The organism is Candidatus Nitrosotenuis chungbukensis (assembly GCF_000685395.1).
Lineage (GTDB): Archaea > Thermoproteota > Nitrososphaeria > Nitrososphaerales > Nitrosopumilaceae > Nitrosotenuis > Nitrosotenuis chungbukensis.
Genome location: NZ_AVSQ01000019.1, coordinates 28,880 through 45,619 on the forward strand (window position 1 = coordinate 28,880; position 16,740 = coordinate 45,619).

Annotated in this window: 24 protein-coding genes; 16 read left to right on the top strand and 8 right to left on the bottom strand. The window is 42.3% G+C overall.

The genetic code is table 11. The features are described 5' to 3' along the window. Positions 1–270: 270 nt before the first annotated feature. The 5 genes from NKMY2_RS07840 (at position 271) to NKMY2_RS07860 (ending at position 4,277) form a co-directional block, all read left to right on the top strand. Positions 271–1,572 carry an aspartate aminotransferase family protein gene (locus NKMY2_RS07840; RefSeq protein ID WP_042686833.1) on the top strand — a complete coding sequence of 434 codons (1,302 nt, stop codon included), beginning with the start codon at positions 271–273 and terminating at the stop codon, positions 1,570–1,572. A 73-nt stretch (positions 1,573–1,645) separates the two neighbouring features. Beyond that, entirely contained in the window at positions 1,646–2,452 is an 807-nt protein-coding gene (locus NKMY2_RS07845; protein ID WP_042686835.1) for a tetratricopeptide repeat protein, read from the top strand. A 41-nt stretch (positions 2,453–2,493) separates the two neighbouring features. Next, positions 2,494–2,853, top strand: a complete 360-nt coding sequence (locus NKMY2_RS07850) for a cupin domain-containing protein (RefSeq protein ID WP_042686837.1) — start codon at positions 2,494–2,496, stop codon at positions 2,851–2,853. 73 nt (positions 2,854–2,926) lie between these two features. Continuing rightward, positions 2,927–3,565, top strand: coding sequence for a hypothetical protein (locus tag NKMY2_RS07855; RefSeq protein WP_042686838.1), 639 nt, complete (start codon positions 2,927–2,929; stop codon positions 3,563–3,565). A 31-nt stretch (positions 3,566–3,596) separates the two neighbouring features. Then, positions 3,597–4,277: a DnaJ domain-containing protein gene (locus NKMY2_RS07860; RefSeq protein ID WP_238549810.1), complete on the top strand. Its 681-nt coding sequence runs from the start codon at positions 3,597–3,599 to the stop codon at positions 4,275–4,277. Here NKMY2_RS07860 and NKMY2_RS07865 read toward each other — a convergent pair. Further along, positions 4,274–4,684, bottom strand: coding sequence for an HIT family protein (locus NKMY2_RS07865; protein ID WP_042686842.1), 411 nt, complete (start codon positions 4,682–4,684; stop codon positions 4,274–4,276). The two genes, NKMY2_RS07860 and NKMY2_RS07865, sit on opposite strands and share 4 nt — an antisense overlap. A 108-nt stretch (positions 4,685–4,792) precedes the next feature. Between NKMY2_RS07865 and NKMY2_RS07870 the strand changes: the two genes are divergently transcribed. Then, positions 4,793–5,932: a 3-hydroxyacyl-CoA dehydrogenase gene (locus NKMY2_RS07870; protein ID WP_042686843.1), complete on the top strand. Its 1,140-nt coding sequence runs from the start codon at positions 4,793–4,795 to the stop codon at positions 5,930–5,932. Here NKMY2_RS07870 and NKMY2_RS07875 read toward each other — a convergent pair. Continuing rightward, the gene (locus NKMY2_RS07875; RefSeq protein WP_042686879.1) at positions 5,922–6,431 is read right to left on the bottom strand and encodes a TIGR00725 family protein; all 510 of its coding nucleotides are present in this window, start codon (positions 6,429–6,431) and stop codon (positions 5,922–5,924) included. The genes NKMY2_RS07870 and NKMY2_RS07875 overlap by 11 nt on opposite strands. 393 nt (positions 6,432–6,824) lie before the next feature. Between NKMY2_RS07875 and NKMY2_RS11025 the strand changes: the two genes are divergently transcribed. From NKMY2_RS11025 to NKMY2_RS07885, 3 genes are all read left to right on the top strand, one after another. Next, complete coding sequence (locus NKMY2_RS11025) at positions 6,825–6,950, top strand: hypothetical protein (RefSeq protein ID WP_255347573.1); 126 nt, start codon at positions 6,825–6,827, stop codon at positions 6,948–6,950. Between the two features lie 78 nt (positions 6,951–7,028). Continuing rightward, entirely contained in the window at positions 7,029–7,439 is a 411-nt protein-coding gene (locus NKMY2_RS07880) for a hypothetical protein (RefSeq protein WP_042686845.1), read from the top strand. Beyond that, positions 7,436–7,639, top strand: coding sequence for a C2H2-type zinc finger protein (locus NKMY2_RS07885; protein WP_042686847.1), 204 nt, complete (start codon positions 7,436–7,438; stop codon positions 7,637–7,639). The genes NKMY2_RS07880 and NKMY2_RS07885 overlap by 4 nt, the downstream gene beginning before the upstream one ends. On the opposite strand, the gene NKMY2_RS07890 is transcribed toward NKMY2_RS07885, so the two are convergent. The 3 genes from NKMY2_RS07890 to tuf are packed head-to-tail and all read right to left on the bottom strand — an operon-like array spanning position 7,636 to position 9,487. Beyond that, positions 7,636–7,833, bottom strand: a complete 198-nt coding sequence (locus NKMY2_RS07890; RefSeq protein WP_042686848.1) for a TFIIB-type zinc ribbon-containing protein — start codon at positions 7,831–7,833, stop codon at positions 7,636–7,638. The two genes, NKMY2_RS07885 and NKMY2_RS07890, sit on opposite strands and share 4 nt — an antisense overlap. 38 nt (positions 7,834–7,871) lie before the next feature. Continuing rightward, on the bottom strand, positions 7,872–8,180 hold the full coding sequence (gene rpsJ, locus NKMY2_RS07895; RefSeq protein ID WP_042686850.1) for a 30S ribosomal protein S10: 309 nt from the start codon (positions 8,178–8,180) through the stop codon (positions 7,872–7,874). A 5-nt stretch (positions 8,181–8,185) separates the two neighbouring features. Next, on the bottom strand, positions 8,186–9,487 hold the full coding sequence (tuf, locus tag NKMY2_RS07900) for a translation elongation factor EF-1 subunit alpha (protein WP_042686881.1): 1,302 nt from the start codon (positions 9,485–9,487) through the stop codon (positions 8,186–8,188). 138 nt (positions 9,488–9,625) lie between these two features. Between tuf and NKMY2_RS07905 the strand changes: the two genes are divergently transcribed. From NKMY2_RS07905 to endA, 6 genes are all read left to right on the top strand, one after another. Continuing rightward, entirely contained in the window at positions 9,626–10,756 is a 1,131-nt protein-coding gene (locus NKMY2_RS07905) for a fructose-1,6-bisphosphatase (protein WP_042686883.1), read from the top strand. 49 nt (positions 10,757–10,805) lie between these two features. Next, entirely contained in the window at positions 10,806–11,210 is a 405-nt protein-coding gene (locus NKMY2_RS07910) for a hypothetical protein (RefSeq protein ID WP_052347634.1), read from the top strand. 49 nt (positions 11,211–11,259) lie between these two features. Next, the gene (locus NKMY2_RS07915) at positions 11,260–11,550 is read left to right on the top strand and encodes a hypothetical protein (RefSeq protein ID WP_042686854.1); all 291 of its coding nucleotides are present in this window, start codon (positions 11,260–11,262) and stop codon (positions 11,548–11,550) included. A gap of 98 nt (positions 11,551–11,648) precedes the next feature. Continuing rightward, a complete protein-coding gene (locus tag NKMY2_RS07920; RefSeq protein ID WP_042686855.1) occupies positions 11,649–13,415 on the top strand; it encodes an ATP-dependent DNA ligase in 1,767 nt (588 codons plus the stop codon). A gap of 43 nt (positions 13,416–13,458) precedes the next feature. After that, entirely contained in the window at positions 13,459–14,112 is a 654-nt protein-coding gene (locus NKMY2_RS07925) for a DUF47 domain-containing protein (RefSeq protein WP_042686858.1), read from the top strand. Positions 14,113–14,196: 84 nt separating this feature from the next. Then, positions 14,197–14,730, top strand: coding sequence for a tRNA-intron lyase (gene endA / locus NKMY2_RS07930; protein ID WP_042686859.1), 534 nt, complete (start codon positions 14,197–14,199; stop codon positions 14,728–14,730). Here the strand turns inward: endA and NKMY2_RS07935 are convergent. Genes NKMY2_RS07935 through NKMY2_RS07945 form a run of 3 tightly spaced genes read right to left on the bottom strand, consistent with a single transcriptional unit; the run spans position 14,727 to position 15,932 of the window. After that, on the bottom strand, positions 14,727–15,098 hold the full coding sequence (locus NKMY2_RS07935) for a hypothetical protein (protein ID WP_042686861.1): 372 nt from the start codon (positions 15,096–15,098) through the stop codon (positions 14,727–14,729). The two genes, endA and NKMY2_RS07935, sit on opposite strands and share 4 nt — an antisense overlap. Positions 15,099–15,101: 3 nt before the next feature. Further along, complete coding sequence (locus NKMY2_RS07940) at positions 15,102–15,338, bottom strand: hypothetical protein (protein ID WP_042686863.1); 237 nt, start codon at positions 15,336–15,338, stop codon at positions 15,102–15,104. Between the two features lie 54 nt (positions 15,339–15,392). Further along, positions 15,393–15,932 carry a hypothetical protein gene (locus NKMY2_RS07945; protein ID WP_042686864.1) on the bottom strand — a complete coding sequence of 180 codons (540 nt, stop codon included), beginning with the start codon at positions 15,930–15,932 and terminating at the stop codon, positions 15,393–15,395. Positions 15,933–16,249: 317 nt separating this feature from the next. Here NKMY2_RS07945 and NKMY2_RS07950 point away from each other — a divergent pair. Then, a partial coding sequence (locus NKMY2_RS07950) for a sodium-dependent bicarbonate transport family permease (protein ID WP_042686885.1) occupies positions 16,250–16,740 on the top strand: 491 nt, incomplete at its 3' end.

The window sequence follows — 16,740 nt, forward strand, 5'->3', positions numbered from 1 at the left end:
GGTTTAATTGTGTATTAATGGAATTGGACGGAATGCACAAACTTCACATAGTCAGATTAGATCTTTGATCAAATCCTCATTTTGTATGCGTAACTGGAGGCCCGTAAATCACAAAATGGTATAGTACCATACTTCATCACAAGCGCCGCCATAGCGTTACGTATGCAAAAAAATGACACAGGAAATAGCATATAAACCATTCAGAAAATTTTTCAAAAAACATGACATAAATCGATCAAAAATATATCGGTCAATATAAGGTAGTAGCAGTTGAGCGAATTAGAAAAGCAGTACAGGAAAAAAACTCGGACATCGTCAAGTCTTTTTGAGAAATCAAAAAAACTTCATGTGAACGGAGTGAGCCATAACATCAGGTTCTTTGAGCCATACCCATTTGTTACAAAGTCTGCAAGGGGGAAATTTCTCATCGATGTCGATTCCAACCAGTATGTGGATTTCTGGATGGGTCATTGGAGTCTCATTTTAGGGCATGCCGCAAAACAAGTCCTTGCAAAAGTAAGAGGCCAGATTTCAGACGGATGGATGCACGGAGTAGTAAACAAAAACACAATCGAACTATCAGAGATGATTTCAAAGGCAGTCCCAGTAGCGCAGAAAATTCGCTACGCGTCAACTGGGACAGAGGCCACGATGTATGCAGTGAGACTTGCGCGAGCAGTCACAGGCAAGAAAGTAATTGCAAAAATCGACGGGGGTTGGCACGGATACACCACTGATCTTCTAAAAAACGTAAACTGGCCGTTTAACGAGCCTGAGAGCATCGGACTTGTAGATGAGGAGCACATCGTATCTCTCCCATACAACGACTTGGAAAAGTCATTAGAAATTTTACAGTCTGCAAAAAAAGAACTAGCAGGGATCATAGTGGAGCCGGTCCTAGGCGGGGGAGGATGCATACCTGCAACAAAGGAATACCTCATGGGGTTGCAAGAGTACGCCAAGAAAGTAAACGCGCTGTTTATCCTAGACGAGATTGTTACTGGATTCAGATTCAGATACGGATGTCTGTACGACACCATGAACCTCAAGCCAGACATCGTAACGCTTGGAAAAATTGTCGGCGGAGGATTTCCAGTCGGGGTGATTTGTGGTACAGACGAGATAATGAGTTATGCAAACACGATGACTCACTCAAAAGCAAAAAGAGCATACATCGGAGGCGGAACGTTTTCTGCAAATCCGATGACAATGAAAGCTGGAAAGGCCACACTTGATGCGCTAAAGAACGGCAAGAACATCTACACAAAACTAGACGGGCTTGGAGAGAAGACAAGAAAGCAATTAGCCAAGGCGCTTTTGGGAAACGCGGTGGTGACCGGGAAGGGCTCATTATTCATGACGCATTTTACAAAAGAGAACATGGAAATAAAAAATGCGGCAGACGCTGCAAGGTGCAACTCCAAGATGCTGCAGAGGTTTCATTTTGAAATGATTGTAAAAGACGGGGTGTTTTTCCTGCCAGGCAAGCTTGGCGCGTTTTCAAACGCACATTCAGACTCGGACGTAAAAACGCTGGTCAGATCTGCAGAAAGATTTGCGCAAGGCCTGTAGAATGTTTTTTTGATCAGTGCCTGAACTGTTTATTTTAAATCATTAAATTAACATCGATGTAAAATCAAGTGTAATGATCTTTCACGAGAAGAGTCCCAACGACCTAATGCGCCAGGCAGTATCATTTTTGCAAAAAGACCAGCCAAAAAAGGCAATCGACGTGTTCAACCAGATACTAAAGGCAGAGCCTGAGCACAAAGAAGCGTTATTCAACAAGGGTACTGCGTTAAACCAGATTCGCAAGTATCACGACGCCATAACATGTTTTGAGAAAATACTGAAAAAAGAACCAAACAATGAGATAGTCTTAAACAACATGGCAATAGCGCAGGCAGAACTTGGAAACGTTGACGGTGCGATGGCAAGCTATGACAAGGCCATCAAATCCAAATCAAGCTATGCGCCAAGCCACTACAACAAAGGGGTGCTACTTGACAGACTGTTCCGCCACGAGGAGGCACTAGAGTCACTTGAAAACGCAATAAAAATAGACGCGACAAAGCCAAACGCGTTGTTTTACAAAGGAGTTATTCTTGCAAAGCTCAAAAGGCACGAGGAGGCGCTGAGCTGCTTTTCCAAGGTTCACCAAAATCATCCGGATCACATGGAGGCGTATTTCCACAAAGGGCTCGAGCTTGCAGAGACAGGAAAGCATCAAGACGCAATAATTATTTTTGAGAAAATTCTTTCCTCAGGCGAGAATATCAATGTCATCTATGCGATGGCCAGAAGCAAAGCTGCTGCGGGCGAAATTGACGAATCCTGTGATCTCCTAAGGAGGGCAATGAAAAAAGACTCCAAGACGATAAAGAACTGGGCAAGGGCAGAAAGAATTTTCCAGTCAGTAAACGACGAACGAATTAACAAAATAATCAGATGATACGCAGATAGAGAAAAATAAAACGCAATTCACCAGAAAACATGATAATTTCTGATCTAAACAAGTGCCAACCCATAATCGGATCTGAGGGAACCAAAATAAAACAGATTTTCCATCCGCACAACACAATGCTCGGCATAGGATACAGTGTGTCACAGTGCACTGTTGGACCAGGCAAGAGATCAAAGCCTCACAAGCTAAAATCATCAGAGATTTACTTTATTCTAAAGGGTCACGGCATTTTGCACATAGAGGACGAGTCGTCAGACATCACCGAGAATCAGGCGGCATACATACCGCCGTCTTCTCGGCAATTCATTGAAAATACAGGTGATACTGATCTTGAATTTTTGTGCATAGTTGAGCCGGCATGGAAGCAAGAAGATGAAATAATCGAATAAAACGCCGCCAAGGACGAGTTATTTTTAAAATCATTCCAGCCCACTTAAATACAAAAAAATACATCATGCAGTCGTGCGCGGTTTAGATGAAATCATAGTAAACGCAATCATGCACACCGTAAAAAAAGAAATCAGCTCAAAAGATCTGGAAGACATGGAACAGCAGCTGCAAAACTACGGCATGCACATGAATGAAATATTTTACAAGTTCCCAGAGATGAAAAAGTCATTATCTCGCTTCACAGATGATCTAAAAGTCATTGAAGACGAGATACTCAAGGACTTTTTGATCGTAGAGCGTGACCCAAAGACGTCAGAGATTTGGCTAGTGATTAAAAACCAATACCTGACAGAATTAATTCTGAAGACTTTTGCCGACCCGGATAAAAAAGCAATCATGGATCTTATCCGAGACGAGGCAGAGACAATTCCAAAGATTTTGGAGCGATGCAAGATACCAAACACGTCAGGATACAGAAAGATGAACCAGCTCATTGACGAGAAAATGGTGACGGCAACCGGCATGGCGGAGACGTTTGAGGGAAAGCGTGCAATACTGTACAAGTCAGTAGTCCAGGGGATCCAGATAATTATCAATGGAAACGAAATAATTTCCAAGATATCTGTGGATCACGAAGCGCTAAACTCCAGCGACATAATACGCACCATCGTTGATATCAATCAAGGCAAGACAAAGCCAGTAGCTAACTAGCATATTTTTAAAACAGTTAAGCGTTGATCAAGTGTTGAATTCAACTGACGCATACCAAATTCTAAAGATAAATCCTGGATCGTCTTTTGATGAAATAAAATACGCATACAGAAAACTTGCACTTGAATCGCATCCAGATAAAAACACGGATGAAGTAGACGGGACAAAATTCAAGAAAGTGACCGAAGCGTACCACATGCTAAAAAAAGACAACAGAGTAACAAACGCAAAGAACAAAGAGTCCGCAAAATACACAGAGCCGAAAACAAAAAAAGAAAAAAACTTTACCAGTGCGAACTGGGGCGCAAGGCCAAGCGACAGCACACCTGAGGAAGACTGGACAAGATACACAAAACAGACAGAGCAGTCAGACCCGTTCTTTTGGAAAAGCTACGTCGCAGAGTTTTGGAAAAACTATGAGTCAAAGAGCAATCAAGCAAAAAAACCCTACGACTTTAAGATAATACAAGAGCCAGAGCCTGACCTGTCAGTCAATGTGGATCACAGCTTGTGCATAGGATGCTGCAGCTGCGAAATAATTGCGCCACAGGTTTTTGCAGTGGACAAACTATCCAAGATGAACCCAAAATCCAGTGTGATAAACCAAAAGGGTGCAAAGCCAGATAAGATAATGGACGCGGCGCAAACTTGTCCGACCAAGGCAATAAGCGTAGAGGAAGAAGAAACAAAAAAACGACTATACCCATACTAGATTGATTTTATTTTTCTCAAGACGTCATCGAATTGCTCATCTGAAAATTTTGGCCTCTTTGAAAACATGCTGTGAATTGGACCTGCAGAGTCGCCTGAGCTGCGAGGAACCAGGTGCACATGAACGTGTGGGATTTCCTGCCCGCTTGCCTTTCCATTATGAACTGCCACCAAGGTGGAGCCTGTGACTTTGTCTACCATCGATACAACTCTGTGAACCAGTCCAAAGAGGTCTGCGTTGTCATCAGGTGACATGTCTTGAATTTTCTCATGGTGTTTTTTTGGGATTACCAGTGAGTGTCCAAGTGCCAGCGGAAATGCGTCTAGAAACGCCAGTGATTTTTGTGTCTCAACTATTGTCCTTGCCTTGATTTCCCCCTTTGCGATTTTACAAAATACACAGTCCATGTCTTAAACGCTAATCGTATGCAGTAACCCTGCCATATTTTACGGTAATGTATCGGAGCAAAAAACCACGAAATACATTATAATGGATAAATCCAACCAAGAAAACAGTTGGCAATAAAAAACATCACAGTTTTGGGATCCGGAATAATGGGTCACGGCATTGCACAGGTAAGTGCCATGTCTGGATATAACGTAGTGTTACGGGATATAGAGCAGCAGTTCCTCGACAAGGCGCTTGAGAAAATCAAGTGGAGCCTTGAAAAACTAGTGTCAAAGGAAAAAATAACAAAAGCACAGTCAGACGAAATTCTTTCAAGAATAAAGACCCAAGTTGACCTCAAAGAGGCAGTCAAGTCAGCTGATCTGGTGATAGAGGCGGTTCCAGAAATCATGGACCTGAAAAAAAAGGTCTATTCAGAGCTTGACGCAGTGGCAGGTAAGAACGTGATTTTTGCATCAAACACAAGCACGCTTCCGATTACCGAAATTGCAAACATTGTAAGCAACCCAGAGAGATTCATCGGCATTCACTTTTTCAACCCACCCCAATTAATGAAACTAGTCGAAGTGATACCGGGACAAAAGACTGCACAAGAAATTCTCAGTCAGACAGTCGAGTTTGTAAAGTCAGTAAAAAAAGAACCAGTAATATGCAAAAAAGACGTACCGGGGTTCATCGTCAATCGATTGTTCATTCCGCTAGTCCATGAGGCATGCTGGTTAAAGCAGAGAGAAAATCTCAAAATGGAGGAAATCGACTCTGCAGTGAAATTCAAGATGGGGTTCCCGATGGGAATTTTTGAGCTTGCAGACTTTACCGGCATGGACGTGATACACAAGGCGACAATAGAATTAGAATTGCGCGACAAAAAAGTCATACTGCCCCATCCAGAGGTAGAAAGACTGTTCAATGAAAAAAAACTGGGACAGAAATCAGGCGAGGGCTTCTACAAGTACTCGGATGAAAAATACGAGCGAGTCCAGCTGGATGAGAATCTGGCTCGGAGGTGCAACCCGATTCAGATGGTTGCAAACATTTTGAACAATGCGGCATGGCTTGTAACAAACAAGGCAAGCGACATTGCCGAAATCGAAAAGGCGGCGCAGCTTGGACTTGGGCTCAAAAAGCCACTCTTTGAGACAGCAAAAGAAATCGGAATCAAAAACATTGTAAGTGAGTTAAACGATCTTGCTAAAAAATATGGCAAATTTTACGAACCAGATCCGCTGCTTGTTTCTATGCAGTGATCTGGCTTAGAATGTAATCTATTGCCTCTTTTGGCGTTTCAACGCCAACTATCATTATGCTTTGCCTGTGATCAATGTACTGATCAGCGTATTTTGCCGCAATGCCGCCAGAATTTTTTAGTGCTACCATTGGTTTTTTGTGCATGTATGCAGCACACATCTCAGATAGTGTCCCAGATCCACCGCCTATTATGACGACACCGTCTGCAGACAGGGCGTTTAGGAAGTCCCTTGCCAAACCAAGGCCGCTTGGAATCACAACATCACAGTACTCATTTGCAAATGAGGGATCGTCTTGCGGAATTATTCCAATAACGAGGCCGCCTGCATCGTGTGCCCCATGAGATGCCGCCTTCATTACACCTCCAAGACCGCCAGTTATCAGAACCGAATCCGATCGTGCCACTTCTACCCCAACATCATATGCGATTTTCTCCAGCTCAGGAGTACATCCGTTTTCATTATTTCCAATTACAAGAATTTGGCGCCTTTTTGCCATTTGGTTTTTTGATCCCTGAGTCAAATATCTCTTTCATGGAATGGTGAGATCATTTTGTCGAGTGTAAAGGATGTGAACCACCATCAGAACAAGTCCGATAACCTCTTTCTGCTTCAACGACCGAGTTTTTGATCTCTGCAGACGTGAATTCCCGTAGTTCCTACGGTACTATGTCTGAACTCAATCCAGTTTCGGCTTTACGTGTTGACTGGTAGGAGTTCATATCTTTAGCACGACGTTCTTCCACTTTGCCTGACTCTGACATTGAGTGGTTTTTGTGAATTTATTGTATTTAACAAGATGGTCATCATGTAATTACCAATATTCGTCCACGGACAAGTTTGGTGATCTTTTGTAGTCAAAGTTTATAAAATTAGGAAAGTAATTCTAAACATGTCAAAACGCACAATGCCAGTATGCTTCACAGCAGAACAATACGCAAAAATCGAAAAGATTGCCAAAGAGCAAGGCATGGTCAATGCAAGCCAGGCAATTGAAAAGCTGCTAAAAGAGATCTAAACGCATTTTTTATTCACATTTTGTTTTATTTTCAGTGTCCATGACTACGTTTTTTAAAGAATTAATCGGGCAGTAGACATGGGATTATTCAGCAAAAAATCCGCAATTTGTACTGTCTGTAGCAAGGAGACAAAACACAAGCACAAGCCAAAAAAAGAGTGGAATATGCAGTATCCGCTTTGTGCAGACTGCTACATGAACACCATGAGCCAGTACTATCATGGAACGTTCAAACAAAAATGCGTAAAATGCGGGACTGAGAAAAAGATCACCGACCTCTGGGAGCCAAGGTGGCAGTGGGACATGGAGGGATTGCTGTGCAAATCGTGCTTTGATTCAAAGGAAGTCGACTTTAATGCAAAAAAAGAATCGTGCAGCATTTGTGGTGCAAAGATGAACTTTTTCAGATACAACCCAAAAAGCGAGTGGAAGATAGAAGGCCAGCTGTGCAGAAAGTGCTGGGACTTGCAAAAGGAAATGCACCGATGAGGTTTCTAAAACCAAAAATAAAGTGTGACAAGTGCAGCCTTACGTTTTCATCTCAGGAAAAACTCATGCAGCATGAGCAAGTAGTCCATGGAAAGAACATCCCATATGACTGCAAAGAATGTAATCAGGATTTTTCAAACATGGAAGACATGCGAAGTCACCTGCAAAGATACCACAGCTACAAAAAGGACAGAGCCTAAATCGCTTGTACTGATTTGACTACTGGAGGTCTGACTTTGTTAAAGACCCTAAAGCCGCAGATGCATTTTATCTCAGGGAGTCTGCTCAGTTCTGTGTTTGTAACATTTGTTCCACATCTGAGACATTTGTAAATAACATCAAATTTCTCTTCCACTGGTGCGGACTCGGTTGTTTCAATAGAAGGCTCAGACATGGTATTTTTCAGTCACTCGATAATTTAAGGCTATAATTTTATTTTAAGGACAGTTCGATGTAGACGTCGTCTGGAATTTTAAGTCTCATTAATTGCCTGATTGCCTTGTCGTCTGCGCTAAGATCGATTATTCGTCGGTGCATTCGCATCTCCCATTTTTCATATGTCTCAGTGCCGTTTCCACAGGGGGATTTTCGAGTTACAACGTTGAGTCTTTTTACTGGAAGCGGTGTTGGGCCCTTTACCTTGACGCCAGTTTTTGTGCCAATGCCCATGATCTCAGTACAAACACCATCTAGTTTTGGGAGGTTTGTGCTGGTGAGCTTGATTCTGGCAGACTGGGTCATCTAGATCAAGCTGGTTTGTATTCTTCTGTAATATCCTTAATGATTCCTGCAGCGATGGTTGCGCCCATGTCTCTGAGTGCAAATCGTCCCATTTCTGGAAAGTCTTTGAATGTCTCAACACATGTTGGTCTTACTGGTCGGATTTTTACAATTGCAGAATCGCCAACTTTGAGGAATTTTGGATTTTGTTCGTCAATTCCACCGGTTGCTGGATTTATCTTTGCTTCAAATTCTGTAATTGTTGCTGCAACTTGTGCTGTGTGAGCATGCATAACTGGAGTGTAACCAGGTGCAAGTGCTGTTGGATGATGTATGATTATGATTTGTGCTCTGAATTCTTTGGCAACTTTTGGTGGATCTGTTGGGTGACCTAAAACATCGCCCCTCTTGATATCTTTCTTTTCAATGCCTCTGAGGTTGAAACCGATGTTATCTCCTGCTTCGGCAGATTCCAACTGTGTGTGATGAGTTTCAATTGATTTGACTTCTCCTATTGCGCCAGATGGCATTACTATGATTTTATCGCCTGGTTTGAATTTGCCAGTCTCGACCCTGCCCACTGGGACAGTACCCACACCTGTGATGGTGTAGACGTCTTGGATTGGGAGTCTGAGTGGCTTTCCAACTGGTTTTTCTGGAGCCTCAAAGTCATCAAATGCTTGCAACAGTGTCTTTCCAGTCCACCATCCCATGTTTTCTGATTTCTTTACGAGGTTGTCTCCTTTCCATCCAGATACTGGAATGATTGGAACCTTGTCTAATTTGTAACCTACAGATTTTACTAGTTTTTCTGCTTTCTCCTTTGCAACCTTGTATGCTGCTTCAGAATAATTGCTATCGTCCATTTTGTTAATTGCTACGATTAATTGGCCTACGCCGAGGGTCTTGAGCAAGAATGCGTGCTCTCTTGCCTGTCCGCCTGGTGCAATCGCAGTATCGGTTTCGCCTTCTTTTGCAGAAAGGACCAGAATTGCTGCATCTGCCTCAGATGCGCCGGTAATCATGTTTTTGATAAAGTCTCTGTGACCTGGAGCGTCGATTAATGTGAAGAAGTACTTTGGAGTCTCAAACTTTTGGAATGCCAGGTCGATTGTGATACCCCTTTCTCTTTCGTCTTTAATGTTATCCATAACCCACGCATACTTGAATGTGTCACCTTTTCCGGTCTTTTCAGATTCTGCTGCATGAGATGCAATAGTTCTTTCGTCTACTAAACCCATATCCATGAGGAAGTGTCCCATAGTAGTTGATTTACCGTTATCAATGTGTCCAGTAACGATCAAGTTCAAGTGTGGTTTTGTTGCCATGCTGATGTTCTGCGGAGAGGGGTTTATTACCGTTGCGATTTTTTCAATACTTTTTCTCATTTATTGAATTTTTTTTGATCAGCAAAACTTTGGAATTTTTTGACATACTATAAATCAAAGTAAGCGATGACAAAAATTATGAAAGTTACCGTTTCTGCGATAAAAGCTGATGTTGGAGGAATAGGGGGCCATACGAGACCAAGCGACGGCCTACTTGAGGCAGTAAGAAAAACTGTGAAAGGTGCAAGCAATCTTTTACTTGATTACTATATCGGATATTCTGGCGACGATGTTCACATCATAATGTCCCACACAAAGGGTGTGGACAATGCAGAAATTCACGGACTTGCGTGGAAGGCATTTGAAGCCGGGACGGAGGTTGCAAAAAATGAGGGGCTGTATGGTGCAGGTCAAGATCTGCTAAAGGATTCTTTCTCTGGAAACGTAAAAGGAATGGGACCGGGAGTTGCAGAAATGGAGTTTGAGGAAAGACCAAACGAGGCATTCACGGTTCTGGCAGCAGACAAGACAGAGCCTGGCGCTTTTAATTATCCGTTTTATCGATTATTTGTTGACGCGCTAAGCAACACAGGACTCATTGTAAACAAGTCCCTTGCATCTGGCGTGAAGTTTAACATCATGGATGTAGAGGCAGGTGAGATTGCAGAGCTTGAACTGTGGCAAGACAAGCCCACATTGGAGGCTGCCCTGATGTATCCTGGAAGATATGTCGTTTCTTCCGTTTATACAAAATCTGGCGAGCCAATTCTTGCAGCATCCACTGACAGACTGCACAACATTGCCGGGACTTATGTTGGAAAAGACGATCCAATTGCAGTGGTAAGAACGCAAAAGAATTTTCCGGCAACAGAAGAACTGGGAAGCGTCTTTAACAATCCGCACTATGTGGCAGGCAACACTCGTGGAAGTCACCACATGCCACTAATGCCAGTCAAGCTCAACACAGCTGCATCAATTGATTTCTGCATTCCAATCATCGAGGCATTAGTTTTTTCCATGCACAACGGCAAATTCACAGGACCCTTTGACGGATTCTCGACACCAGACTGGGATTACATAAGAGAGATTGCAACTAAAAAGGCACTCGCAATGAGAAGCCAGGGATTCATCCACCCAGCAACACTTGTCCCAGCAGAGCTTGAATATGCAGAAGGCTACAAGGCGGCACTTGAAGGACTAAAGAAAAAGATGAAGCCTCTCGAAGAGACAAAATCATACGGCAACAAAAAATACGAAGATCCAGATTAATCCTGATAATCTAACAAAAGGTTAAGTGCGATAATTACCAATAATGATTATGAGGTCAGGTCCCCTCGAGTTCGTAAAGTCAGTCCTGTTTGGATTTGGAATAGTTTCAGTATCTCACATAATATTTACCGTATTTAGCCAGACAATACCAAGCGCCGTCACAGGGTTTTTCCGAGACGTCAGCGCCGCGTTTATAGTGATAATGGTTTTTGCGTTTGCGTTTACGTGGTTTCTAAAGGCAAGGCCGCACAACAGACCTAAAAAATATTCAGTGGTCGTATTTGACATATACGGCAACCAAACGGAAATCGACGGCCTGAGAACCGACTTTAAGAATCATGACGTAGCGTGGAGTTTCATGAAGCAGTACAAACACGACTACCCGTTGCACAATTTTGCAATGGTAGCAGACGGTGCAAACACTGAAAAGAAAACAATTTTCAGATACATCTAATCTCATCAATCATAAGCGCTAAATACCAAGCAGACTCAATTTTAATAAAATGCCACTAGACGTCATCCAAGAAAAGAACCTCACAGAAATAATTGATTACGCACTGGAATACCCGAGCATGGTTCTTGCGGCATCAAAAAGCAACAACACCGGAGGATCCCTAATTGACTTTTCATATGGGCTCTACATAGGATACATATCAGGAGTGTTTTTTGACAAGTTTCTGTTACAAAACAGCCGATTCCTAAATGACGATGAGCTTGGCGACTTTTACTCCAAGATAGCAAACAGAAATTCCGAGATCATGCTAAAAATCAAGACGCACCTGAAACTAAAATAGACTTTGCGTGCCAACCAACAGAGAGATTTGCCGTAAAAGCCACCAGGACATCAATTACCCTACTCAGACTTTTATTCAAGAATAATTAAAAAAATCCAGTGCAATTTTCTTTAATATCGGATACTTTTGAGAAAATGGAAGCCACCACAAAAAGGCTGGAGCTTACTCAGCACCTAGTGGATTTGTTCAAGGCAACGCCAAGAGAGAGCATTTCAAAGATAGTATATTTGATTCAGGGAAAACTACGTCCAGATTTTGAGGGAATTGAACTTGGCGTAGCTGAAAAACTTGCAATTAGGGCAATTGCAAAATCATCCGGAAGTTCAGTCAAGAAAATCCAGGACATTTTTGTTGAGGATGGGGACTTGGGACACGCGGCATCAAAGGCACTTGAGCAGAAAACGCAGACAACTTTCATCAAACAACAGATAACTGCAGAAAGAGTATACGACACTTTGCTTAAAATCGCAAAACTTGAAGGCGCGAGATCTCAGGACATGAAAATGAAATACATTTCCAGCCTCCTAAACGATGCCACGCCGCAAGAGGCAAAATTCATTCTCAAAATAGCAATGGGGACGCTGAGGCTCGGCATTGCAGACAACACCGTAATGGACGCACTGGCAATAGCATATACTGGCTCGCGTACAAATCGCGAAAAACTAGAAGCCGCATACAATGTTTCATCAGACCTTGGAAGAGTGGCAGAGATTGTTGCTGAAAAAAACTTGGACGGATTAAAGGAATTTCACGTTTCGTTGTTTAGCCCAATTCGGCCAATGCTTGCAGAGCGTGTCAAGAGTGCAAAAGAGGCAGAAGAGAAACTAGGCAAAGAGTTTGCAGCAGAGTACAAGCTTGACGGCGAGCGAGTCCAAATTCATTTGGGCGGTGACAAGGTAGTGTTGTTCTCAAGAAGACTCGAGAACATCACCAGCCATTATCCAGACATTGTCGAGAACATCACAAAGGCGCTAAAAACAGAAGAGATCATTTTAGAGGCAGAGGCAGTTGCGATAAACGAGAACACCGGCGAGTTTCTCCCATTTCAGGAATTAATGCACAGGCGAAGAAAATACAACATTGACAGAATCGTATCCCAATACCCGATAACGGTCAATCTTTTTGACATAATGTATCTAAACGGAAAAGATCTGCTAAACTCGACATACGAAGAAAGGAGGAAAAAGCTCGAGGACATTACAGTTGAAAACGAATTTGTCAAACTAGTCCCAAAAATAATTGTCAGATCTGAAAACGAAGTCGAGGACTTTTTGGAAAACGGAATTAATGCGGGGTGTGAGGGACTGATGTTAAAGGTGCTAGACGCGCCATACAGGGCAGGTGCAAGAGGAAGCAACTGGCTTAAGCTAAAGCGTGAATACCGGAACGAACTTGGAGATAGTCTTGACCTTGTCGTAATCGGGGCATTTTTTGGAAAGGGTAGAAGGACTGGAAGGTACGGAACGTTGTTGCTTTCAACATACAACCAGGAAAAGGACACGTTTGAGAGCATCTGCAAGGTCGGCACAGGCTTTACGGATGAGAACCTAGACCAGTTCTATCAGATTCTTTCCAGCAAGGTGACCCTAAAGAAAAATCCAAGAATTGAGAGTGGGATGGAGCCAGATGTGTGGTTTGAGCCAGAACTGGTAATCGAGATAGTAGCGTCAGAGATAACGCTAAGCCCGGTACACACATGTGCAAAAGACAGCGTACGGAAGGGGAGCGGACTTGCACTAAGGTTTCCAAAGTTTACAGGCAAGATCAGAGACGAAAAGGCGCCAGAGGATGCATCAACAGATCAGGAGGTAGTTACACTTTACAAGAATCAGAAAAAAGTGACACAGGATGTTTCTGAAGTTTGAGTCTGTGCAAGATTAATTAATACCAAGACAAGTCTAAAAAAGGATGTATAGTGGAGAGCTAGAGGTCCAAGCAAAGCGAAAAGCGATTGCAGTTTTACAAGACGAAATAAACAGAATTCTAAACGCGGCAAGAGAACTAGCGACACTGCCTGATCTAATCATGAAAAAAGACAAGGCAGGAGTAAAAGCTGCAAACGAGCAAATCTCAAGCATTGAAGAAGAAGTCGAAAACCTTCGACGAAAGATAACTCGCGAAGTTGCAGATGTTGGAGGGCTCATCATGAACAGGGAGAACCTGTTGAATACAGCATACACGATGGATGAGATTGCAGGCTACATAACAGGAATCGCTTTCAAATTATCAAACATCAAGCCAGCGACACTGAAGAACGCCAAGCTAGACGCAGACATTTCGGTTCTAATCGAGTTGGTGGTAGACGAAGTATACAAACTCAATGAGATAGTCCGAGGCCTGAACACTAATGCTGCAAATGCAATTGAGCTTGCACAAGAGACCCAAAAAATCGAACGTGAAATCGACAAAAAATACCGCATTGCAACAGTCAAGGCACTAGAAGAAATCACAAATATCAAAGAACTGATGCTCGTAAAAGACGTCATTCAGGGAATTGAGGAAATGTCAGACAAGTGCCAGCAGGTATCAGACTCGTTTATCTTACTTGCACTGAGTCTCTAACTTCATTATTTTCTATTTTAACAAAATATCCAAGACGCCTAGCAAATTGCAAGAATTTTTAATCTTGTCAGTTTGCACCACATCATGAAAGGTGATCTTGTAGAAAATAGGATCATCGTATGGGATTCAAATGATGCGCGCAAACTTTTCACCGACACATATTATGGAAAGCCAATCGGCATGGCAAAGCCAAAACCAGAAGAAATCAACGTACCGCTCATCTTGGACTTGATCGAGGGATATTACTTGCAGGAAAAATCAAAGATTGCAATTTTTCAATCAAAAAAGAAACTGACCCCAAACCAGGTGCTCGAAATTTGCAGAAAAGAGTACCATAATTTCGATAAGAAATATCTCGTCTACAAGGAGTTCAGAGACAAGAAATACATTGTCAATCCCGGAATAAAGTTTGGATGCGACTTTGCGGTGTATCAGAGGGGGCCGGGAGTGGATCATGCCCCATACCTGGTTCACGTGTACAACAGAAGCGACACCATATCTTCAACAGACGTTGTGCTGGCGGGAAGACTGGCGACAAGTGTGAAGAAAAACTTCATACTTGCAATACCACACGGAGATAAAATCGACTACCTTGCGCTAGACTGGTGGAGAGCCTAAATCTTCTTTACGTGTTCTGCAATTTTGTCGTAAATCGCATACATGTCTTTTGTTATTTTGAAATCATAGCTGTTTTCCCACTTGCTGTATATTCGAACTCCATTGTCAGACGGATCGACGAGGATGGTTGCAATCTTTACGCTTTGCTTTGCGATGAGATCATTTAGTGAAGTGTCTTTGTTAAGCTCGTCTGCAAGCAATCCCCCATCCCAGCTAACAGACTCTACTTTCTTTGCGGCAAAATGCCCCTTTGTTTTAAGGATTGTTCGTGCGACATACTTGGATGGGTTTGCAACACTTACCTTTACAATGAAATGAGCTTGAAATCGGTCTTGTGCGCCCCAGGAGGAAATAGTAGAGTCTTGCATGTTCTATCCTTTTTGAATTATCTGAATCACGTCAATATTAGAATTTTTTAGTTCAACGCAGCCTTGGTTTGTAATCATCCGCGGCGTCTGTGAGAAACTTCTTCCGTAATAATCGCCTTTTTCTACAGAATCAGTTCCCCTTTCCTTTGGAATAGAGTCCACTCCGATCTCTTTTAGCATGTGTGAGACCTTTTCTGGCCAAGTATGTGGTACAAAAGTATCAGATTCTGAGTCGTGCATACGGATATGGATTTTGCACCCACAAATAAAGATTTTACAATATCAGTTACTAAATTAATTCAGACTTTCAATTTCAATAACTATAGAGTTTTCAGTATGATCTGCGCGAACTTTTGAGCCCAAGTCAAAAAATACACTCTCATAGTATGTTCTAAAAAATAAGGACCAGTTTTCACCCATATCATGATGCATCACCAATCTAGTCTTATTTCCCTCTCGATACTCCTTGATGAAAAAACCAGATGATCTGGCCCGATCCTTTAATATCGATATCCACTCAGCAATGCCATATTTTCCCCTCATTGAAAGGGCAATCTCCTTAGCCCCGGACTCTGCAGAATCTTTTGCGATCTCAATGATGGTATCCCTATCTGCTTTTTTGATAAGCGCTTTTAGGGCAGACTTTAGCATGATGACCCAGCCTATTTCAGACGCATGAGCGTCCCAATTAACATGCGAATCAAAAATCTGATTCACATAGGTGTTTAGACTTAATTTTTCTTCCTTTGAGACTGATTTTAAGTTCTCTAAAACGCCTTTGTCGATACGAAAACTTACATGTTCGGTAGGCCGTTTTTTGATTCCAGTGTGCATTAAATTTCATGACGGTGCCTCACATATCACTTTTTCAACAAGTAAAAAATATTCAAAGGCAGAATGAGATGGCAGATAAAATATGCTTTTGCGCCGTTCTTGACACGTGACTGGATAGATTTCAAATGTTGTGTCACATTGTGCTACACTGGATACATCCTGATTATATCCCCACTTTACTGATTTTTGAACATGTACGAGTCAGATTTAATAAAAAATGCACCATATTATGATAAGAATTTTTGTGGAAAGGGATTAGAAAAACGCAATCTCAGGCATAGAAGTCAACCATAAGGCAAAACATCGAGATAGGCAAAATGAACGTATTTGAAATAATTCAATCCAATCTTCTAACACCGCTTGTATTATTTTTCGTTTTGGGAATAGTCGCTGCGCGAGTAAAATCGGACTTGAGAATTCCAGAAGAGGTCTCATCCATGTTGTCAATTTACCTGCTTGCCGCAATCGGTTTGCACGGTGGAATAGAAATGAAAAAAATAGGCTTAGAGAACATAATCATTCCAATTTCTGTTGCAATCGGACTATCCGTTGTAATGACATTGAATCATTATCAAATACTGCAGCGTCTTGGAAAATTCAGCATTTTTGACTCATACGCAATAGCGGCAACATATGGTTCGGTGGGAGCAACTAGTTTCTCAGTCGGATTAGCGTTTTTGAAAACTCACAATGTACAATCCGAAGGATTCATGGCTGCAATATTAGCAGTGTTAGAGCCAGTCAGCCTCATTTTGTGCATTTTTTTGGTAAACATCTCAGCATCAAAGATTCAAAGAAAATCAGAATC